At 73.4% G+C, this 15,362-nt stretch carries 13 protein-coding genes and 1 pseudogene; 4 read left to right on the top strand and 10 right to left on the bottom strand.

Going from position 1 to position 15,362, the window contains the following annotated elements:
* Positions 1–29 precede the first annotated feature (29 nt).
* Both GQS09_RS01425 and clpB read right to left on the bottom strand, forming a co-directional pair.
* Positions 30–611 (bottom strand): YbjN domain-containing protein, encoded by a 582-nt coding sequence (locus GQS09_RS01425; protein WP_165984095.1) that lies wholly within the window; start codon positions 609–611, stop codon positions 30–32.
* Between the two features lie 169 nt (positions 612–780).
* Complete coding sequence (gene clpB / locus GQS09_RS01420) at positions 781–3,402, bottom strand: ATP-dependent chaperone ClpB (protein WP_165984094.1); 2,622 nt, start codon at positions 3,400–3,402, stop codon at positions 781–783.
* Between the two features lie 242 nt (positions 3,403–3,644).
* Between clpB and GQS09_RS01415 the strand changes: the two are divergent.
* A pseudogene (locus GQS09_RS01415) lies at positions 3,645–3,797 on the top strand (Uma2 family endonuclease); the annotation flags it as partial.
* Between the two features lie 92 nt (positions 3,798–3,889).
* Positions 3,890–4,318, top strand: a complete 429-nt coding sequence (locus GQS09_RS01410; protein WP_165984093.1) for a pyridoxamine 5'-phosphate oxidase family protein — start codon at positions 3,890–3,892, stop codon at positions 4,316–4,318.
* 97 nt (positions 4,319–4,415) lie between these two features.
* Here the strand turns inward: GQS09_RS01410 and GQS09_RS01405 are convergent, their stop codons facing one another.
* Positions 4,416–5,309 carry a serine protease gene (locus GQS09_RS01405; RefSeq protein WP_165984092.1) on the bottom strand — a complete coding sequence of 298 codons (894 nt, stop codon included), beginning with the start codon at positions 5,307–5,309 and terminating at the stop codon, positions 4,416–4,418.
* A 352-nt stretch (positions 5,310–5,661) separates the two neighbouring features.
* Between GQS09_RS01405 and GQS09_RS01400 the strand changes: the two genes are divergently transcribed.
* Both GQS09_RS01400 and GQS09_RS01395 read left to right on the top strand, forming a co-directional pair.
* Entirely contained in the window at positions 5,662–5,973 is a 312-nt protein-coding gene (locus tag GQS09_RS01400) for a hypothetical protein (RefSeq protein WP_165984091.1), read from the top strand.
* A 26-nt stretch (positions 5,974–5,999) separates the two neighbouring features.
* Entirely contained in the window at positions 6,000–6,722 is a 723-nt protein-coding gene (locus tag GQS09_RS01395) for an ion transporter (protein ID WP_207957339.1), read from the top strand.
* 188 nt (positions 6,723–6,910) lie between these two features.
* Here GQS09_RS01395 and GQS09_RS01390 read toward each other — a convergent pair whose 3' ends face one another.
* The 7 genes from GQS09_RS01390 to dnaK all read right to left on the bottom strand — a co-directional run bounded on the left by GQS09_RS01390 (position 6,911) and on the right by dnaK (position 15,346).
* Positions 6,911–8,119 (bottom strand): hypothetical protein, encoded by a 1,209-nt coding sequence (locus GQS09_RS01390; RefSeq protein WP_165984090.1) that lies wholly within the window; start codon positions 8,117–8,119, stop codon positions 6,911–6,913.
* Between the two features lie 280 nt (positions 8,120–8,399).
* On the bottom strand, positions 8,400–9,854 hold the full coding sequence (locus GQS09_RS01385) for a hypothetical protein (RefSeq protein ID WP_207957338.1): 1,455 nt from the start codon (positions 9,852–9,854) through the stop codon (positions 8,400–8,402).
* A 269-nt stretch (positions 9,855–10,123) separates the two neighbouring features.
* Positions 10,124–10,324 (bottom strand): cold-shock protein, encoded by a 201-nt coding sequence (locus tag GQS09_RS01380; RefSeq protein ID WP_165984089.1) that lies wholly within the window; start codon positions 10,322–10,324, stop codon positions 10,124–10,126.
* 588 nt (positions 10,325–10,912) lie between these two features.
* Complete coding sequence (locus GQS09_RS01375; RefSeq protein ID WP_243761018.1) at positions 10,913–11,407, bottom strand: heat shock protein transcriptional repressor HspR; 495 nt, start codon at positions 11,405–11,407, stop codon at positions 10,913–10,915.
* A gap of 4 nt (positions 11,408–11,411) precedes the next feature.
* A complete protein-coding gene (dnaJ, locus tag GQS09_RS01370) occupies positions 11,412–12,599 on the bottom strand; it encodes a molecular chaperone DnaJ (protein WP_165984088.1) in 1,188 nt (395 codons plus the stop codon).
* Positions 12,600–12,743: 144 nt separating this feature from the next.
* Positions 12,744–13,493: a nucleotide exchange factor GrpE gene (grpE, locus tag GQS09_RS01365; protein WP_165984087.1), complete on the bottom strand. Its 750-nt coding sequence runs from the start codon at positions 13,491–13,493 to the stop codon at positions 12,744–12,746.
* The gene (dnaK, locus tag GQS09_RS01360; RefSeq protein WP_165984086.1) at positions 13,490–15,346 is read right to left on the bottom strand and encodes a molecular chaperone DnaK; all 1,857 of its coding nucleotides are present in this window, start codon (positions 15,344–15,346) and stop codon (positions 13,490–13,492) included. The genes grpE and dnaK overlap by 4 nt, the downstream gene beginning before the upstream one ends.
* Positions 15,347–15,362: the final 16 nt, after the last annotated feature.

Here is a 15,362-nt window from a genome sequence, read left to right as displayed (position 1 = left end):
CAACGGCCCGGGGTCTCCTCGCGTCCGGGCTACTGCTCGTCGTCCGCGCCGCCGGCCTCGCCGGTGCCGCCGTTGGTCTCGCCGTTGGTCTCGCCGGAGACCGCGGAGTCGGCGTCCTTGGCCAGGCCGAGCTGCTCCACGGCCCACTTGTCGAACTCGATGGAGGCGCGGATCCAGCTCACCGTGGAGGCGAGGAAGTGGTCCAGCCACACCCCGGTGCCGATGATCATCTGCACCTCGCCGATGAACCGGACCGTGCCGTCGTCATGGGTGTGGGTGTAGACCTTGGGCCACAGGGTGCGGCGGTTCCACTCGTTGGCCGTCTCCAGCAGGCGCGGCATGTCCTCCACGCCGTGCGGACGGTCGTAGAAGGTGCGCACCGAGAAGACGCGCTGCTGCTTCTCGCCGCGGAACATGAAGTAGGTGCGGAACTTCTCCCAGGGGGCGACCAGGTCGCCCTCCTTGTCCACCACGTACTTCAGCTTCATCTGGTCCAGCAGCCGCTGCACCAGCTCCTGGTCCGGGAGGACCGGGCGGGTCGGCTTCTTCGGCTGCTCGGGCTTCGGCTGCTGACCCCCGAAATTCGGAATCGAGGACGGGTCGATCGTCACAGGAAGGGTCCCTTCGTACGGGTAGACATCCATCCTCCCCCATGCCCGCACCCCCCTGGCAACCGCGGACGGGCGCCCGGAGGCATGCCTCCGGGCGCCCGTCGCACCCCGTGCCGGCCCGGCCCCGGGCCCGCGTCCGGCGACCGGCCGGCGGCCGTCCGGCCACCGGTCAGCCGCCCTCCGGCCGGTCCGCCCGGCTCAGGAACAGGCCGCCACCGGGGGTGGCACTGACCCGGACCGTGTCGCCGTCCGTCACCTCCCCGGAGAGGATCATCCGGGCGAGCTGGTCCCCGATCGAGGTCTGCACCAGGCGGCGCAGCGGCCGGGCCCCGTAGGCCGGGTCCATGCCCTCCTCGGCCAGCCAGCGCAGCGCCTCCGGGGCGATGTCCAGGGTGATCCGCCGGTCGGCCAGCCGCCGCTGGAGGGCGTCGATCTGGAGCCCGGCGATGCGTCCCAGCTCCTCCCCGGTCAGCGCCTCGAAGATCACCACGTCGTCCAGGCGGTTGAGGAACTCCGGCCGGAACGCGGCCCGCACCGCGGCCATCACCTGCTCGCGCTGCTCCTCCCGGGTCTCGGTCGGCTCCAGCAGATGCTGGCTGCCCAGGTTGGAGGTGAGCACCAGGATGGTGTTGCGGAAGTCGACCGTGCGGCCCTGGCCGTCGGTGAGCCGGCCGTCGTCCAGCACCTGGAGCAGGATGTCGAAGACGTCGTGGTGCGCCTTCTCCACCTCGTCCAGCAGCACCACGGTGTACGGGCGGCGGCGGACCGCCTCGGTGAGCTGGCCGCCCTCCTCGTAGCCCACATAGCCGGGCGGGGCGCCGACCAGCCGGGCCACCGAGTGCTTCTCGCTGTACTCGCTCATGTCGATGCGGACCATGGCCCGCTCGTCGTCGAAGAGGAAGTCGGCCAGCGCCTTGGCCAGCTCGGTCTTGCCCACGCCGGTGGGGCCGAGGAACAGGAAGGAGCCGGTGGGCCGGTCCGGGTCGGCGACCCCGGCACGGCTGCGCCGCACCGCGTCGGACACCGCCCGCACGGCCGGGCCCTGCCCGATCAGCCGCCGCCCGATGGCCTCCTCCATGCGCAGCAGCTTCTCGGTCTCGCCCTCCAGCAGCCGGCCGGCCGGGATGCCCGTCCAGGAGGACACCACGTCCGCGATGTCGTCCGGCCCGACCTCCTCCTTGACCAGCTTGTCCTTGGCTGCCGCACCGCTGCCCTTGGCCGCCTCCTCGGCCTCGGACGCCTCGGCCAGCTCCCGCTCCAGCTCGGGCATCTCCCCGTACTGGAGCTTGGCCGCGGTCTCCAGGTCGCCGTCGCGCAGCGCCCGCTCGGCCAGGCCGCGCAGCTCGTCCAGCCGCTCCTTGAGCTCGCCCACCCGGTTCAGGCCCTGCTTCTCCTTCTCCCAGCGGGCGGTCAGGCCGCGCAGCTCCTCCTCGCGGTCGGCCAGCTCGCGGCGGAGCCGCTCCAGCCGCTGGCGGGAGTTCTCGTCGGACTCGCCGGCCAGCGCCAGCTCCTCCATCTTCAGCCGGTCCACGCTGCGCCTCAGCTCGTCGATCTCCACCGGGGAGGAGTCGATCTCCATGCGCAGCCGGGAGGCCGCCTCGTCCACCAGGTCGATGGCCTTGTCCGGCAGGAAACGGGAGGTGATGTAGCGGTCGGAGAGCGCGGCGGCGGCGACCAGCGCGCTGTCCGAGATCTGCACCTTGTGGTGGGCCTCGTAGCGGCCCTTGAGACCGCGCAGGATGGCGATGGTGTCCTCGACGTCCGGCTCGGCCACCAGCACCTGCTGGAAGCGGCGCTCCAGCGCCGGGTCCTTCTCGATCCGCTCGCGGTACTCGTCCAGGGTGGTGGCGCCGACCATGCGCAGCTCGCCACGGGCCAGCATCGGCTTGAGCATGTTGCCGGCGTCCATCGCCGAGTCCCCGCCGGCCCCGGCGCCGACCACGGTGTGCAGCTCGTCGATGAAGGTGACGATCCGGCCCTCGCTCTCCTTGATCTCGGCGAGCACCGTTTTCAGCCGCTCCTCGAACTCGCCCCGGTACTTGGCGCCCGCCACCATGGCGCCCAGGTCGAGCGAGACCAGCCGCTTGTCGCGCAGCGACTCGGGCACGTCGCCCTTGACGATGCGCTGCGCCAGCCCCTCGACGACGGCGGTCTTGCCCACCCCGGGCTCGCCGATCAGCACCGGGTTGTTCTTGGTCCGCCGGGAGAGCACCTGGATCACCCGCCGGATCTCCTGGTCCCGGCCGACCACCGGGTCCAGCCGGCCCTCGCGGGCGGCGGCGGTCAGATCGGCGCCGAACTTCTCCAGCGCCTTGTAGGTGCCCTCCGGGTCCGGGGAGGTCACCCGGCGCCCGCCGCGGGCCTTGTCGAACGCCTCGGCCAGCCGCTTGTCCGTGGCCTTCTGGGCGCGCAGCAGCTCGCCCGCCCGGCCGCCCTGCGCGGCCAGGCCGATCAGCAGGTGCTCGGTGGAGACATAGGAGTCCCCCAGCTCCCTGGCGCGCTTGGCGGCGTCCGCGAGCACGGCCAGCAGCTGCCGGTCGGGCTGCGGCTTGGACAGCGACGCGCCCTGGGCGCGGGGCAGGCCGCCGAGCAGCTTCTCGGCGGCGGAGCGCAGCGCCGCCTGGTCCGCCTCCACGGCTGCCAGCAGGTCCTGGATGTTCTCGTTGTCCTGGCCCTGGAGCAGGGCGAGCAGCAGATGGGCCGGGGTGATGTCCGGATGCCCGTCGGTCAGCGCCCGGCTGCTGGCCGCGCTGATCGCGTCCCGGCTCCGATTGGTCAGCTCCCCATTCACTTCCGGTATCTCCTCCTGGCTGATCCTGACCGCAGCGTCCGGTGCGGGCGGCCGGGCGGTCCACCGCCGGCAGCCCGCGTCTTGCCTGGGTGACCCTCCACAATCCTGAGTCTAACGCACTCAACCTGTTCCGCCGTCAGCCCGCCATCCCGCTCTCACCCCCGGAGGGAACTTGCCCGAAGATCGTTCCGGCAGGGGCGATTCGCCGTGCACACTGGCCTCCTCACCCATGAGGAGGCACCATGACTGTCATGGCCGCGCACGAATCGGCGTCGGATGCATCGGCGCAGTCGGCAGATCTCCTCCAGACCTTCCTCGCCCTGGACGTTCCCCAGGGATTCCGGGCCGAGCTGATCGAGGGGGAAATCGTCGTGTCCCCACCGCCGGACGGCGAGCGGCTACGCCGCCGAGAACCGCGTGCCGTTCGGGAAGCCGCTGCCGCTGCCCGACCCTTCGGCTTCGACCTGGAGACCTCCGACTTCCTCTGATGGCGATCGACCCCCGGCGGCCCGCGCCGTCGTATCTCGCGTTCTGGCGGGAGCGGCATCTGTGCACGCTCACCACGCTGCGGCCGGACGGCACCCCGCATGTGGTGCCGGTCGGCGTCACCTATGACCCGGAGCGCGGGGTGGCCCGGGTGATCACCCGCAAACAGAGCGCCAAGGTGGCCCATGTGCTGGCTGCCGGGGCCGGTACCGGTTCCGACGGCCGGCCGCCCGGCGCCCGGGTGGCCGTCTGCCAGGTGGACGGGGGCCGCTGGGCGACCCTGGAGGGCGTCGCCACCGTGGTCACCGACCCGGCCGCGATCGCCGACGCCGTCGCCCGCTACGCCGAGCGCTACGGCCGCACCCCGCGCCCGGACCCCGACCGCGTCCTGATCCGGATCGCCCTCACCGGCGCCCTGGGCAACGCCTGAGCCGAGGCCGCGCCGGCCCGGGGAGCGCCGGACCGGGGAGCGCCGGCCCGTCCCGCCCGTTCCCCGCGGCTGCCGGGCGGTCGCGGGCGGTCGCCCGCTATTCCCGGCGCCGGTCCCGCGGCACGGCGGAGAGGTCCTGCCGCTGGGCGGTGTCGAAGAGGGAGCGGGCGGCCTCCGGGAAGGGGCGGCCCAGCAGGGCGCCGGTGCCGTTGCCCGCCGACGTCACCCCGATCACCGTGCCCGCCCGGCCGCTGTCCGGGCCGAAGTCCCACAGCCAGGGCCCGCCGCTGGAGCCCTCGTTCATGTCGCAGCCCTTCAGCAGCAGCCCGCCCCGGTAGGCGCGGCTCGTCTCGCCGGGCCCCAGCACCCGCACCGGCCCGGCGCAGTAGTGCAGGACCTCGCCGTCGTGCGGCCCGGCCGCCGGATATCCGAGGGCGGTCACCTCGCCCTGTTCCGGCACCGGCGCGAAGCGCAGCCGGCTGGCGCCGTGGGTGTCCTGCAGCGAGCGTCCGTCCTTGTGCTCCACGGTGACGAACGCGTAGTCGTGCGCCATCACCTCCGTCATGGGACCGTACGGGTCCCAGCCGGCCGGGACGTGCACCGACCTCACCCGCCAGCCGTCCTCCCGGAAGGAGGACCAGTCCCGGTCGTAGCCGGGCACGAACCACGCGGCGCCCACCTCGCCGCGGGGCCGGGCGCAGTGGGCGGCGGTCACCACCACGCTTCCGTTCTCCGCCTCCACCGCCGCGCCCGAACACAGCCCCAGCCGCCCCTCCCCCGCCTCCCAGATCAGCTTGCCGACCGTGCTCAGCGGGCCGCCGGGCCAGGGAATGCGGCCGTCGGCCGACGGCCGGGCCGCCGTCGCCGTCGCCGACGTCGACGCGGACGCGGACGCGGACGCGGACGCGGGCGAGGGCGAGGGCGAGGCGGCGGCAGCGGGCGCCGGAGCGGCCAGCCCCACCAGCAGCAGCACCGCCGCCGCGGACAGCACACGGGCGGGGATCGCGGAAGCGGATATCGGCGACCGCCCGGGGCGGTGGCCATGCGCGTGGTGTGTCATACGGCAACCGTGTGAGCGCGCTGCGATACCGGCCACCGGCCCGCGCCCATTCGGGTCCGTCCGGTAAAGGCCGGGCAAAACCTGCCGCCCGCCCGCGCCCACGGTCACCGGTCTGGACCAGTGCCGCACCCCAGCCCCGGCGACACGCGCCCGGGAAACCCGCGTCATACCGTCGTTGACGTGGGACGTTGATGGCTTCCACAGTGCATTGACGGAACGTCCGGCGGGCCGTTACCCCTGTGGAGCGCCCTTACGTCCCCCCGACCCCCACCGGGAGGCGGCAGTGCCCGGCATCCCCCACGTCCTCCACCCCGCATCCCGCGCCGCATCCCGCCCGGCCACCTCACCACCCTCCACCGGGCCCGCCGCCCTGACCGGCCCGGCCCCCGAAGACCTGCGGTCCAGCAGCGCGGCGAACGTACAGGGCGACGCCGCGCTGCTGGCCGCGGCCCGGCGCAAGCCGGGCCGGCCGCCCGGCGACGGCCCGGCCGGCGACCCCGTCGCCGGGTACGACGCGGCCGCGGGCCACGCCGGGGGCAGCACCTTCTGCGCCGACGAGACCTTCGCCGTGCCGCGCACCGGCGCCCCCCGCTGACCCCCGGCCTCCTGACTCCCCGACCCATGTCCCAGCCCTGGCCGCCCCGCCTGCCGTCCTCGCCCGAGGACCGGGAACGCTTCGCCGACCAGCTCCTGGACCGGCTCACCCCGGTGATGAGCGCACTGGGGGTGATCTTCCTGCTGGTCGTCATCGGCGAACGCATGGCCCGCGCGGGCAGCCCGGCGGCCCTCGCCCTGGCCGTGGCCGGGTGGCTGCTGTGGGCGCTGTTCATCGCCGAGTTCGCCCTGCGCCTGTACGCGGCCCCGCGCCGGAAGCGGTTCCTGCGGCGCCACTGGTGGCAGCTGATCTTCCTGGCACTGCCGTTCCTGCGGGTGCTGCGCCTGGTGCGCTCCGTCCGCCTGCTGCGCAGCGGCCGGGTGCTGTCCACGGCGGTGCGCACCTCGCGCTCGGCGGCCCGGCTGCTGGGTGACCGCCTGACCTGGCTGGCCCTGGTCACCGTGATGGTGGTCCTGCTCAGCGCGGAACTGCTCCACGAGTTCCGGGTCTACGACAGTTTCGCCACCGCCCTGCACGCGGCGGCCCTGGCCGCCATCAGCGGCACCCCGATGGACAGCCCCGACCCCTACGCGCGGGTGATGGAGATCATCCTCGCCCTGTACTCCGTCATCGTCTTCGCGACCCTGGCCGCCAGCCTCGGCGCCTACTTCCTCAACGCCCGCACCGGCGCCCCGCCCCCGTCCGGCACGTACGGCAGCTCCCCGCGCACACCCCGCTCCCGGGACTGATCCCGCCCCGCGCGCTGCGTGCGCGGCCCATGGCCGGTGCCGTTGGCGTTCGATGGTCGCCCCCGCCCTGCGTTCCCCCGTCGCGGAGCCGTCTGCCAGGCCGCTCGCCGCCGCAGGGCACACCCGGCCGACGCATCTCCGCCCCGGCCCCGTTGTGGCCTGCGCTGCGGCCTGCGCTGCGGCGTGGGTCAGGCGGGGGTGGAGTGCCGGTCCTCGGTGACGGGGTGGTCGAAGGTGCAGTCGGGGGCGGGCCGCAGGGTGGCGAGGGTGGCGGTGGAGAGTTCGGTGGCGTGCACCGCGCCGGGCCGGACGAGCAGCCGGTGCGCCTTGCAGAGCTGGGTGGGCAGGGCGGCGGCCGATTCGGTGGTGATCTGCCGCCAGCCGTCGGAGAAGCCGACGTGGATGATCATGTCGATGGCGTGGCTGTTGATGATGGAGGAGGCCAGCAGCCACAGCTCCCGCCGCGCGTCGGCGCCACCGGCGCCACCGGTGCTGCTCGTGCCGCCGGTGCCGAAGGCCAGGTGGAGGAGGGAGGCGTCGGTCAGGCCCGGGGAGCGCAGCCGGTGCCAGTGCATGGTGTCGTCGGCGGCGATCCGGCCGAAGGTGCCGGTCCCCTCGCCCTGGGTGCCCAGCAGCACCACCCAGACGCCCTCCGGCCCGGCGATCAGGCCCACCGGGGTGGACCCGGCTTCGGCGGGCACCGGAAACTGCCGGGTGTCCCCGCTGCGCGGATCGATCCGCAGGATCGCACTCGACCGGTCCTGGCTGACGTAGAAGTGGCCGTTGACCGGATGCCGGGCGATGAAGATCGGGTCGGGTTCGGCCCGGTAGACGCGGTGCCGCTCCGGGTCGCGGTGGGAGATCCGCAGCACGGTCCCGCTCGCCTTGCAGGTGGCCCACAGGTCGTCGCCGTACTCGCCCACATAGTGCGGCCCACGCGCCGCGGGCGGCAGGTCCAGGGTGCGCAGCACGGTCGGCGGGCGGTCCGGCTGCCGCGGGTGCGGGTCCACCAGCAGGAGCCGGTGTGCGCCCTCCAGCGTGCACCAGACCTTGCCGGGATAGGCGCGGGAGAGTGCCAGACCGTGCGCCCGGGCGTCCGCCGCGCCGAGCGGGAAGGCATGGGCGGTGTGCGGGAGGCCGCTCTCCTCCGCGAGCGCCACCTTCACGAGCGCACTCGGCTCCATCTGTGAGATCAGCAGCACCGGGCTGTCCGCGAGCTGCACGATCTCATGGGTCTGCTCCGCCCAGGGCAGCGTGTACTCGTCGAGCGAACGGCGGCATCCGGCCTCCACCGGGTCGGCCGCCACCGCCTGCGCGCGGGGCCCGGCCAGTGCCGGGAGGGTCACCCCCGCCGCCAGCGCCGTCAGCACGCCCTTGCCGAAACCCCGTCGTTCCATGAGTCACCCAGCCCTTGTCGTACCGTCCCTGACCGCCGCACCCGGCGGGCCTCGGTTCTACCGGACCGGCGGGCACGGGCCGCCGACCTCACCCGTTCGTGGGCGTCGCGGCCCGCGAGATGACCAGCGCCGGAGGCGGCGCGCCCCGGGGACGGCCGCCGTGCCCGGCAATGCGCGCCGGTGCACGGCGGTGCGCGGCGGTGTGCCGGTCACACGGCGTGCCGGGCCGGGAGGCGACGGCCCGGCTGCACCCCTCCCGATCGGCCGGCCGGGCGGCACGTCAGAGGCGGAACGGCTCGGTGTGGATCTGGCGGGGAGGCACACCCGCCGCGCCGAGGGTGCGCAGGACGGCGGCGGTCCACTCGCCGGGCCCGCAGAGGTAGACGTCGCGGCCGGCGATGTCGGGAACGAGGGAGCGGAGGGCCGCGAGGTCGTCCTCGGGGAGCTCCTCGTCGCCGGGGGCGTCGCCGAGCCAGGAGCCGGGGGCACGGCGGTGGCCGGGCAGCCGGACGACCTCCAGGCCGCGCCGGCGGACCAGGGCGGTGAACTCCCGCCGGAAGAGCGGTTTGCCGCCGCTGTGGCGGTGCAGCAGGACGGCCTCGCCGGGCCGGTAGTCGAGCCCCTCGGCAAGGGCGCGCAGCGGCGCCACGCCGATTCCGGCGCCGATCAGGGCCACCCGGGGGCGGGTGCGGACCCGGGCGGTGAAGCGGCCGTAGGGGCCGGTGAACCACACCGGGGTGCCGGGCCGCAGGGAGCGGACGGAGGCGGCGGCACCGTCACCGTCCCGGGTGCGGACCGAGATGCGCAGCCCGCTGCCGTCCGGTGCGGCGGAGAGGGAGCAGGGCATGGCGTGCCGCCACGTCCCGGGGTGCAGGAAACGCCAGACGAGGAACTGGCCGGGGGCCACCCGCAGCCGGTCCAGCTTCCGGCCGGTCATGGTGACGGACAGCACGCCGTGGCCCTCGGCGACGACCGAGGCGACGCGCAGCCGGTGACGGCGGTGGCGCCGGAACGGCAGCAGGACCCGCCAGGCCAGGAACGCCCCGGCGGCGACGCCCCACAGCGTCCACCAGAAGGCGCGGGCCGCCGTCGAGGGCACGAAGGAGGCGCTGTCGTGCAAGAGCTGCTGCGGCAGGACCAGGACCATGCCCAGGAAGGCGTAGAGCGGGAGCAGGGAGGCGAGCCGGCCGCGCCTCCCGCGGGACGGCTTCCGGCGGGCGGCACGGAGCAGCCGCAGACCGGCCGCCCACAGCAGGGCGGCCGCGGCCAGGATCGCCGCGGTGAGCAGCAGGCCGGGGGTGCGGGAGAGCAGGTCCAGGGGATCGCCGTTGGCCGGCAGCACCAGGGCGGCGTGGGCCAGCGCCAGGGCCAGGGAGGCCGTCCCGGCGAGGCGGGCCAGGCGCAGCATGCGGTGCAGGCCGAACGGGCGCTCCAGCAGGGGGGTGCGGGAGAGCAGCACGACCTGGACGGGCAGGAGCACGGCGGCGGTGACGGCGGCCAGCCGGGCGAGGACGTGGAGGGCCCCGCCGGGTGCGTCGCCGGCCACCGACCAGTACCAGGCCGGGAGCAGGGCCAGGGCCGGTACCGCGGCCGCCGCGGCGCGGACCGCGGCATCGCGCCGGACCGGTCCCGCCGGGGTCTCCGGGACGCCGCCGGAGGCCGGGCCGGATGCGGTGCCGGTGGGCCTGCCCGCTGTGGACGGAGCAGGCCGCAGGGTCTGAGCGGTGCTGTCCATGCCCCGGCACTGTGCCGCACAAGTATGAGACGAATCTGAGAAACCTGTGCGGGGTCCGTGCAGAGGATGGAGCGGGCCCGGGGACGGCGACGGCCCCTGGCCCGCGAGGGCCCCGCGGCTCCGGCCGGGGCCGGCGGCACGCCGGCGCGGAGAGGGCACGGAGAGGGCACCGAGAGCGCATGGAGAGGGCACGGAGAGGGCCGGTATCCCTCCGGGGGATACCGGCCCTCTCGACACGTGTCAGTCGGTACAGACCGCCGTGGTTCGGATCAGAGCACGCGGACGGCGGTGGCCTGCGGGCCCTTGGGGCCCTGCGTCACCTCGAACTCCACGGCCTGGTTCTCCTCCAGGCTGCGGAAGCCGTGGCCCTGGATCTCCGAGTAGTGGACGAACACGTCCGGTCCGTTGTTCTGCGCGATGAAGCCGTAGCCCTTCTCCGCGTTGAACCACTTGACAGTTCCCTGAGTCATTCACTGCTCCTTGACAGGGGCTGGATACGTGAGCGCCGCACCTTACGGCGCCCCGGGCCGGTCTCGACGCGACTCCTCCAGATCCCTGAAGGCAAGCAGCGCGCCCGCGAACAACGTTTACTGCGAGCGTGCGGGTAACACGAACAAGCAAAAACTACGACCGCTATGTACAACCCTAGCCCGGCGGGTTCCATTCCCACCACGCGACTCGGCTACTCCCTCATTTCCCCCGGCTTCACACTCTCTCCCCGGACCGCCGGTGCACCGGGCCGCGCCGGTGCCCCCGGCGGAGGCCGCAGCGGGGGTTCCGCCGCAGGTGAGAGGGGGTTTGGGGCCCCAATCGACATCAGGGACGAAGCACCGCGTATCCCTCCACAAGGGATACATGCACCTCACACGTGCATGTCGCCTCCACGGCACCTGCGCAGGGGTGAAAGGCTTCAACGCCGCCCCTCGCGGAGACCGCCGGAACCGTGCGAAGTGGTGTACGCCACAGCGCGCCGCGCTCCCCGGGCACCGCGCGCCCCTCGGCGGAGCGGCGGGCCCGGCGGCGCGACCGCCCGCGCCGTGCGGGACCGGCGCAGTGCCTCAGCGGCGGGGCCGGTCGGGGCGCCAGACCACCAGCGCGCTGGTCTGGCGGACGTCCTGGTAGGGAACGAGATCGCGCCGGTAGGAGGCGTGCACCGCGGCCTCGCGCTGCCGCATGGCGGCGGCGGCGCCCTCCAGCGCCTGCTGCATCTCGGCCAGCCGCGACTGCAGCGCCGCGACCTGGTTCTCCAGCTCGATGATCCGCTTGATGCCGGCGAGGTTGATGCCCTCCTCCTGGGAGAGCCGCTGCACCTCGCGCAGCAGCTGGATGTCCCGCGCCGAGTAGCGGCGGCCACGGCCCGCCGTACGGTCCGGGCAGACCAGGCCCAGCCGGTCGTACTGGCGCAGCGTCTGCGGGTGCAGCCCGGAGAGCTGGGCCGCCACCGAGATCACGTAGACCGGGGTCTCTTCCGTCAGCTCGTAGGGGTTGGTCGGGTTCGGGCCCGGACCCGGTACTGCTCCGGCTCCCGGTCCCGTACGGCCGTGGCCGTCCATGTGGTCATTCTCCCTTCGCGGCCTCGAACAGCGCCGCCCGAGGGTCCTCGCCCTCGGCCGCCTTGCGGTACTCCTCCAGGGCCTTGCGTGCCCTGTCCCCGAGCTGGTGCGGCACCGCCACCTCGATGGTGACCAGCAGATCGCCGCGGGTGCCGTCCTTGCGGACCGCGCCCTTGCCCCGGGCCCGCATGGTGCGCCCGCTCGGGGTGCCCGGCGGCAGCCGCAGGGTGACCGGCGGGCCACCCAGCGTCGGCACTTTGATCTCACCACCGAGAGCGGCTTCCGGGAAGGTCACCGGCACGGTGATGGTGAGATTGTCGTCCCGCCGGCCGAACACCGGGTGCGGGTCCACGTGCACCACGACGTACAGGTCGCCGCTGGGCCCGCCGCGCTCGCCGGGCGCGCCCTTGCCGCGCAGCCGGATGCGCTGCCCGTCCGCGACCCCGGCCGGGATGCGCACCTGCATGGTGCGGGAGCTGGTGGCCCGGCCGCTGCCCTTGCACACGGCGCACGGGTCGTCGGCGATCAGGCCGCGGCCCTTGCACTCCACGCACGGGTCGGTGAGCGAGAAGCCGCCGCCCCGGCCCCGGCTGACCTGGCCGGTGCCCACGCAGGTCGGGCAGACCCGCGGGGTGCCGTTCTTGTCGCCGGTGCCCGAGCACGCCTTGCAGGCGGCGGAGGAGGACATCCGCAGCGGCACGGTGGCACCGTGCACCGCCTCGGTGAAGCTGAGCGTCACCTCGGACTCGATGTCCTGGCCGCGCCGCGGCTGGGTCCTGGTGCCCGTGCCGCCCCGGTTGAACAGGCCGCCGAAGACGTCCCCGAGCCCGCCGCCGAAGCCGCCGGCCTGGCCCGTGCCCGTGCCGGTGCCGGTCCCCGGACCGCCGAACAGGTCGCCGAGGTCGAAGGAGAACTGGCCGGCGCCCGCGCCGGGGCCGGTGCGGAAGCCGCCGGAGCCGAACAGGGCCCGCGCCTCGTCGTACTCCTTGCGCCGCTTGGGATCGCCGAGCACGTCGTACGCCTCGGAGACGTCCTTGAAGCGCTCCTCGGCCTTGGTGTCGCCCTTGTTGGCGTCGGGATGGTACTCGCGCGCCAGCGACCGGTAGGCCTTCTTGATCTCCGTCTCGGTGGCGTCCTTGGGGACACCCAGGACCTTGTAGTAGTCCTTCTCGATGAAGTCCTTGGTGCTCACCTGCGTGTCCCTCCTCCCGCCGTGTCCCGGTGCCGGTGCCCCAGAGTCCCTCCTCGTGCGGGTGCCGTCGCCGTGGCCGTCGCCGACGCGCCGCCGGGCCGGCCCCGGTCACGGGACCGGGGCCGGCCGGGGGCGCGCTCGGCGTCAGCTCTCCTCGGAGCCACCGTTGTCCTGCTTCGAGGCCGCAGCCTCCTGCTCGCCCGCCTCCTCGTCCGTGCCGTCGCCCGTGGCCGCCGCCGGTGACGGCTTGGCCCCGGGCTGGGGCTCGGCCACGCCGACCCGCGCCGGACGGATCGTCCGGTCGCCGATCCGATACCCCGGCTGCAGGATCTGCACGCACGTGGTCTCGGTGACATCCGGCGAGTAGCTGTGCATCAGCGCCTCGTGGATGGTCGGGTCGAAGGGCTCGCCCTCCTTGCCGAACTGGCTCAGCCCCATCTTGGCGACCACGGTCTCCAGCGACTCGGCGACCTGCTTGAAGCCGCCGACCAGCTCCCCGTGGTCCCGGGCGCGGCCGATGTCGTCCAGCACCGGGAGCAGCTCGGTGAGGAGGCTGGCCACCGCGATCTCCTTGACGGCGATCCGGTCGCGCTCCACCCGGCGGCGGTAGTTCTGGAACTCGGCCTGGAGCCGCTGCAGGTCCTCGGTGCGCTCGTTGTGCGCGGCCCGGAGCTGGTCGAGCTGGGCGGTCAGGGCGACCTCCTGCACCTCCTTGGCGGAGGAGCCGGAGGAAGCGGCGCCCTCGGCACCGCCGCCCGCCGCGGCACCCGACGGGTTCGCCTGGTCGGCGGCACCCCCGTCGGGGTCCGGGCCGCCGCCCTTGGCCGGGCTGTCGGATGCCTTGGCGTCGGGGACCTCGGGCTCCTGGTCGAAGCCGTTCGGGTCCTGCGTCACGCCGCACCGTCCTTCGGCTTGTCGTCGTCCACGATCTCGGCGTCCACCACGTCCTCGTCACCGGAGGAGGCGTTGGACGCGCCGCCCTGGGCACCACCGGCCGCCGAGGCACCGCCCGCCTTGGCCTCCGCGTACATCGCCTGGCCCAGCTTCTGGCTGGTGGCGGCGACCTTCTCGGAAGCCTCGCGGATGGCCGCGGTGTCCTCGCCCTTCATCGCCTCCTTCAGTTCGGAGACGGCCGCCTCGACCTCGGTCTTGACCTCGGCCGGGACCTTGTCGGCGTTCTCCTTGAGGAAGTTCTCCGTGGTGTAGACGAGCTGCTCGGCCTGGTTGCGGGTCTCGGCGGCCTCGCGGCGGCGGTGGTCCTCCTCCGCGTACTGCTCGGCCTCCCGCATCATGCGCTCGATGTCGTCCTTCGGCAGGGCGGAGCCGCCGGTGACCGTCATCCGCTGCTCCTTGCCGGTGCCGAGGTCCTTGGCGGAGACGTGCATGATGCCGTTGGCGTCGATGTCGAAGGTGACCTCGATCTGCGGCACACCGCGCGGCGCCGGGGGCAGGCCGGTCAGCTCGAACATGCCGAGCTTCTTGTTGTAGGCCGCGATCTCCCGCTCGCCCTGGTAGACCTGGATCTGCACCGAGGGCTGGTTGTCGTCGGCGGTGGTGAAGATCTCGGACCGCTTGGTCGGGATCGTGGTGTTGCGCTCGATGAGCTTGGTCATGATGCCGCCCTTGGTCTCGATGCCGAGGGACAGCGGGGTGACGTCCAGCAGCAGGACGTCCTTGACCTCGCCCTTGAGCACGCCGGCCTGGAGCGAGGCGCCGATGGCGACGACCTCGTCCGGGTTGACGCCCTTGTTGGGCTCCTTGCCGCCGGTGAGCTGCTTGACCAGCTCGGCCACGGCGGGCATCCGGGTCGAGCCGCCGACGAGGACCACGTGGTCGATCTCGGAGACCTGGACGCCGGCGTCCTTCATCACGTTGTGGAAGGGGTGCTTGCAGCGCTCCAGCAGGTCCGCGGTGAGCTGCTGGAACTGGGCGCGGGTGAGGCGCTCGTCCAGGTGCAGCGGGCCTTCGGCGGAGGCGGTGATGTAGGGCAGGTTGATCGAGGTCTCGGTGGAGGAGGACAGCTCGATCTTGGCCTTCTCGGCGGCCTCGCGGAGCCGCTGGAGGGCCATCTTGTCCTTGGAGAGGTCCAGGCCGTGGCCGTTCTGGAACTGCTGCACCAGGTAGTCCACGATGCGCTGGTCCCAGTCGTCGCCGCCGAGGTGGTTGTCACCGTTGGTGGCCTTCACCTCGACCACGCCGTCGCCGATCTCCAGCAGGGAGACGTCGAAGGTGCCGCCGCCGAGGTCGAAGACGAGAATGGTCTGGTCGTCCTTCTCCAGGCCGTAGGCGAGGGCGGCGGCGGTCGGCTCGTTGACGATCCGCAGCACATTGAGGCCGGCGATCTCGCCCGCCTCCTTGGTGGCCTGCCGCTCGTGGTCGTTGAAGTAGGCGGGGACGGTGATCACCGCGTCGGTGACCTTCTCACCGAGGTAGGACTCGGCGTCCCGCTTCAGCTTCTGCAGGATGAAGGCGCTCATCTGCTGCGGGTTGAAGTCCTTGCCGTCCAGGTTGATCTTCCAGTCGGTGCCCATGTGGCGCTTGACCGACCGGACGGTCCGGTCCACGTTGGTGACCGCCTGACGCTTCGCGACCTCGCCGACCAGCACTTCGCCGTTCTTGGCGAAGGCCACGACGGACGGCGTGGTCCTGGCGCCCTCCGCGTTGGCGATGACCGTAGGCTCACCGCCTTCGAGAACACTGACGACGGAGTTCGTCGTACCCAGGTCGATGCCGACCGCACGTGCCATTTCGGAATCCTCCAAG

Source organism: Streptomyces sp. YIM 98790 (assembly GCF_011421595.1).
Classification (GTDB): domain Bacteria; phylum Actinomycetota; class Actinomycetes; order Streptomycetales; family Streptomycetaceae; genus Streptomyces.
This window is presented reverse-complemented; position numbering and strand designations above follow the sequence as displayed.

Excerpts from the sequence above, each read along its gene's own strand:
- GQS09_RS01390 (WP_165984090.1), bottom strand. The coding sequence starts at position 8,119 with ATGGAACGACGGGGTTTCGGCAAGGGCGTGCTGACGGCGCTGGCGGCG.
- dnaK (WP_165984086.1), bottom strand. The coding sequence starts at position 15,346 with ATGGCACGTGCGGTCGGCATCGACCTGGGTACGACGAACTCCGTCGTC.
- GQS09_RS01410 (WP_165984093.1), top strand. The coding sequence starts at position 3,890 with ATGGCGATCGACCCCCGGCGGCCCGCGCCGTCGTATCTCGCGTTCTGG.
- GQS09_RS01380 (WP_165984089.1), bottom strand. The coding sequence starts at position 10,324 with ATGACTCAGGGAACTGTCAAGTGGTTCAACGCGGAGAAGGGCTACGGC.
- GQS09_RS01395 (WP_207957339.1), top strand. The coding sequence starts at position 6,000 with ATGTCCCAGCCCTGGCCGCCCCGCCTGCCGTCCTCGCCCGAGGACCGG.
- GQS09_RS01375 (WP_243761018.1), bottom strand. The coding sequence starts at position 11,407 with ATGGACGGCCACGGCCGTACGGGACCGGGAGCCGGAGCAGTACCGGGT.
- GQS09_RS01385 (WP_207957338.1), bottom strand. The coding sequence starts at position 9,854 with ATGGACAGCACCGCTCAGACCCTGCGGCCTGCTCCGTCCACAGCGGGC.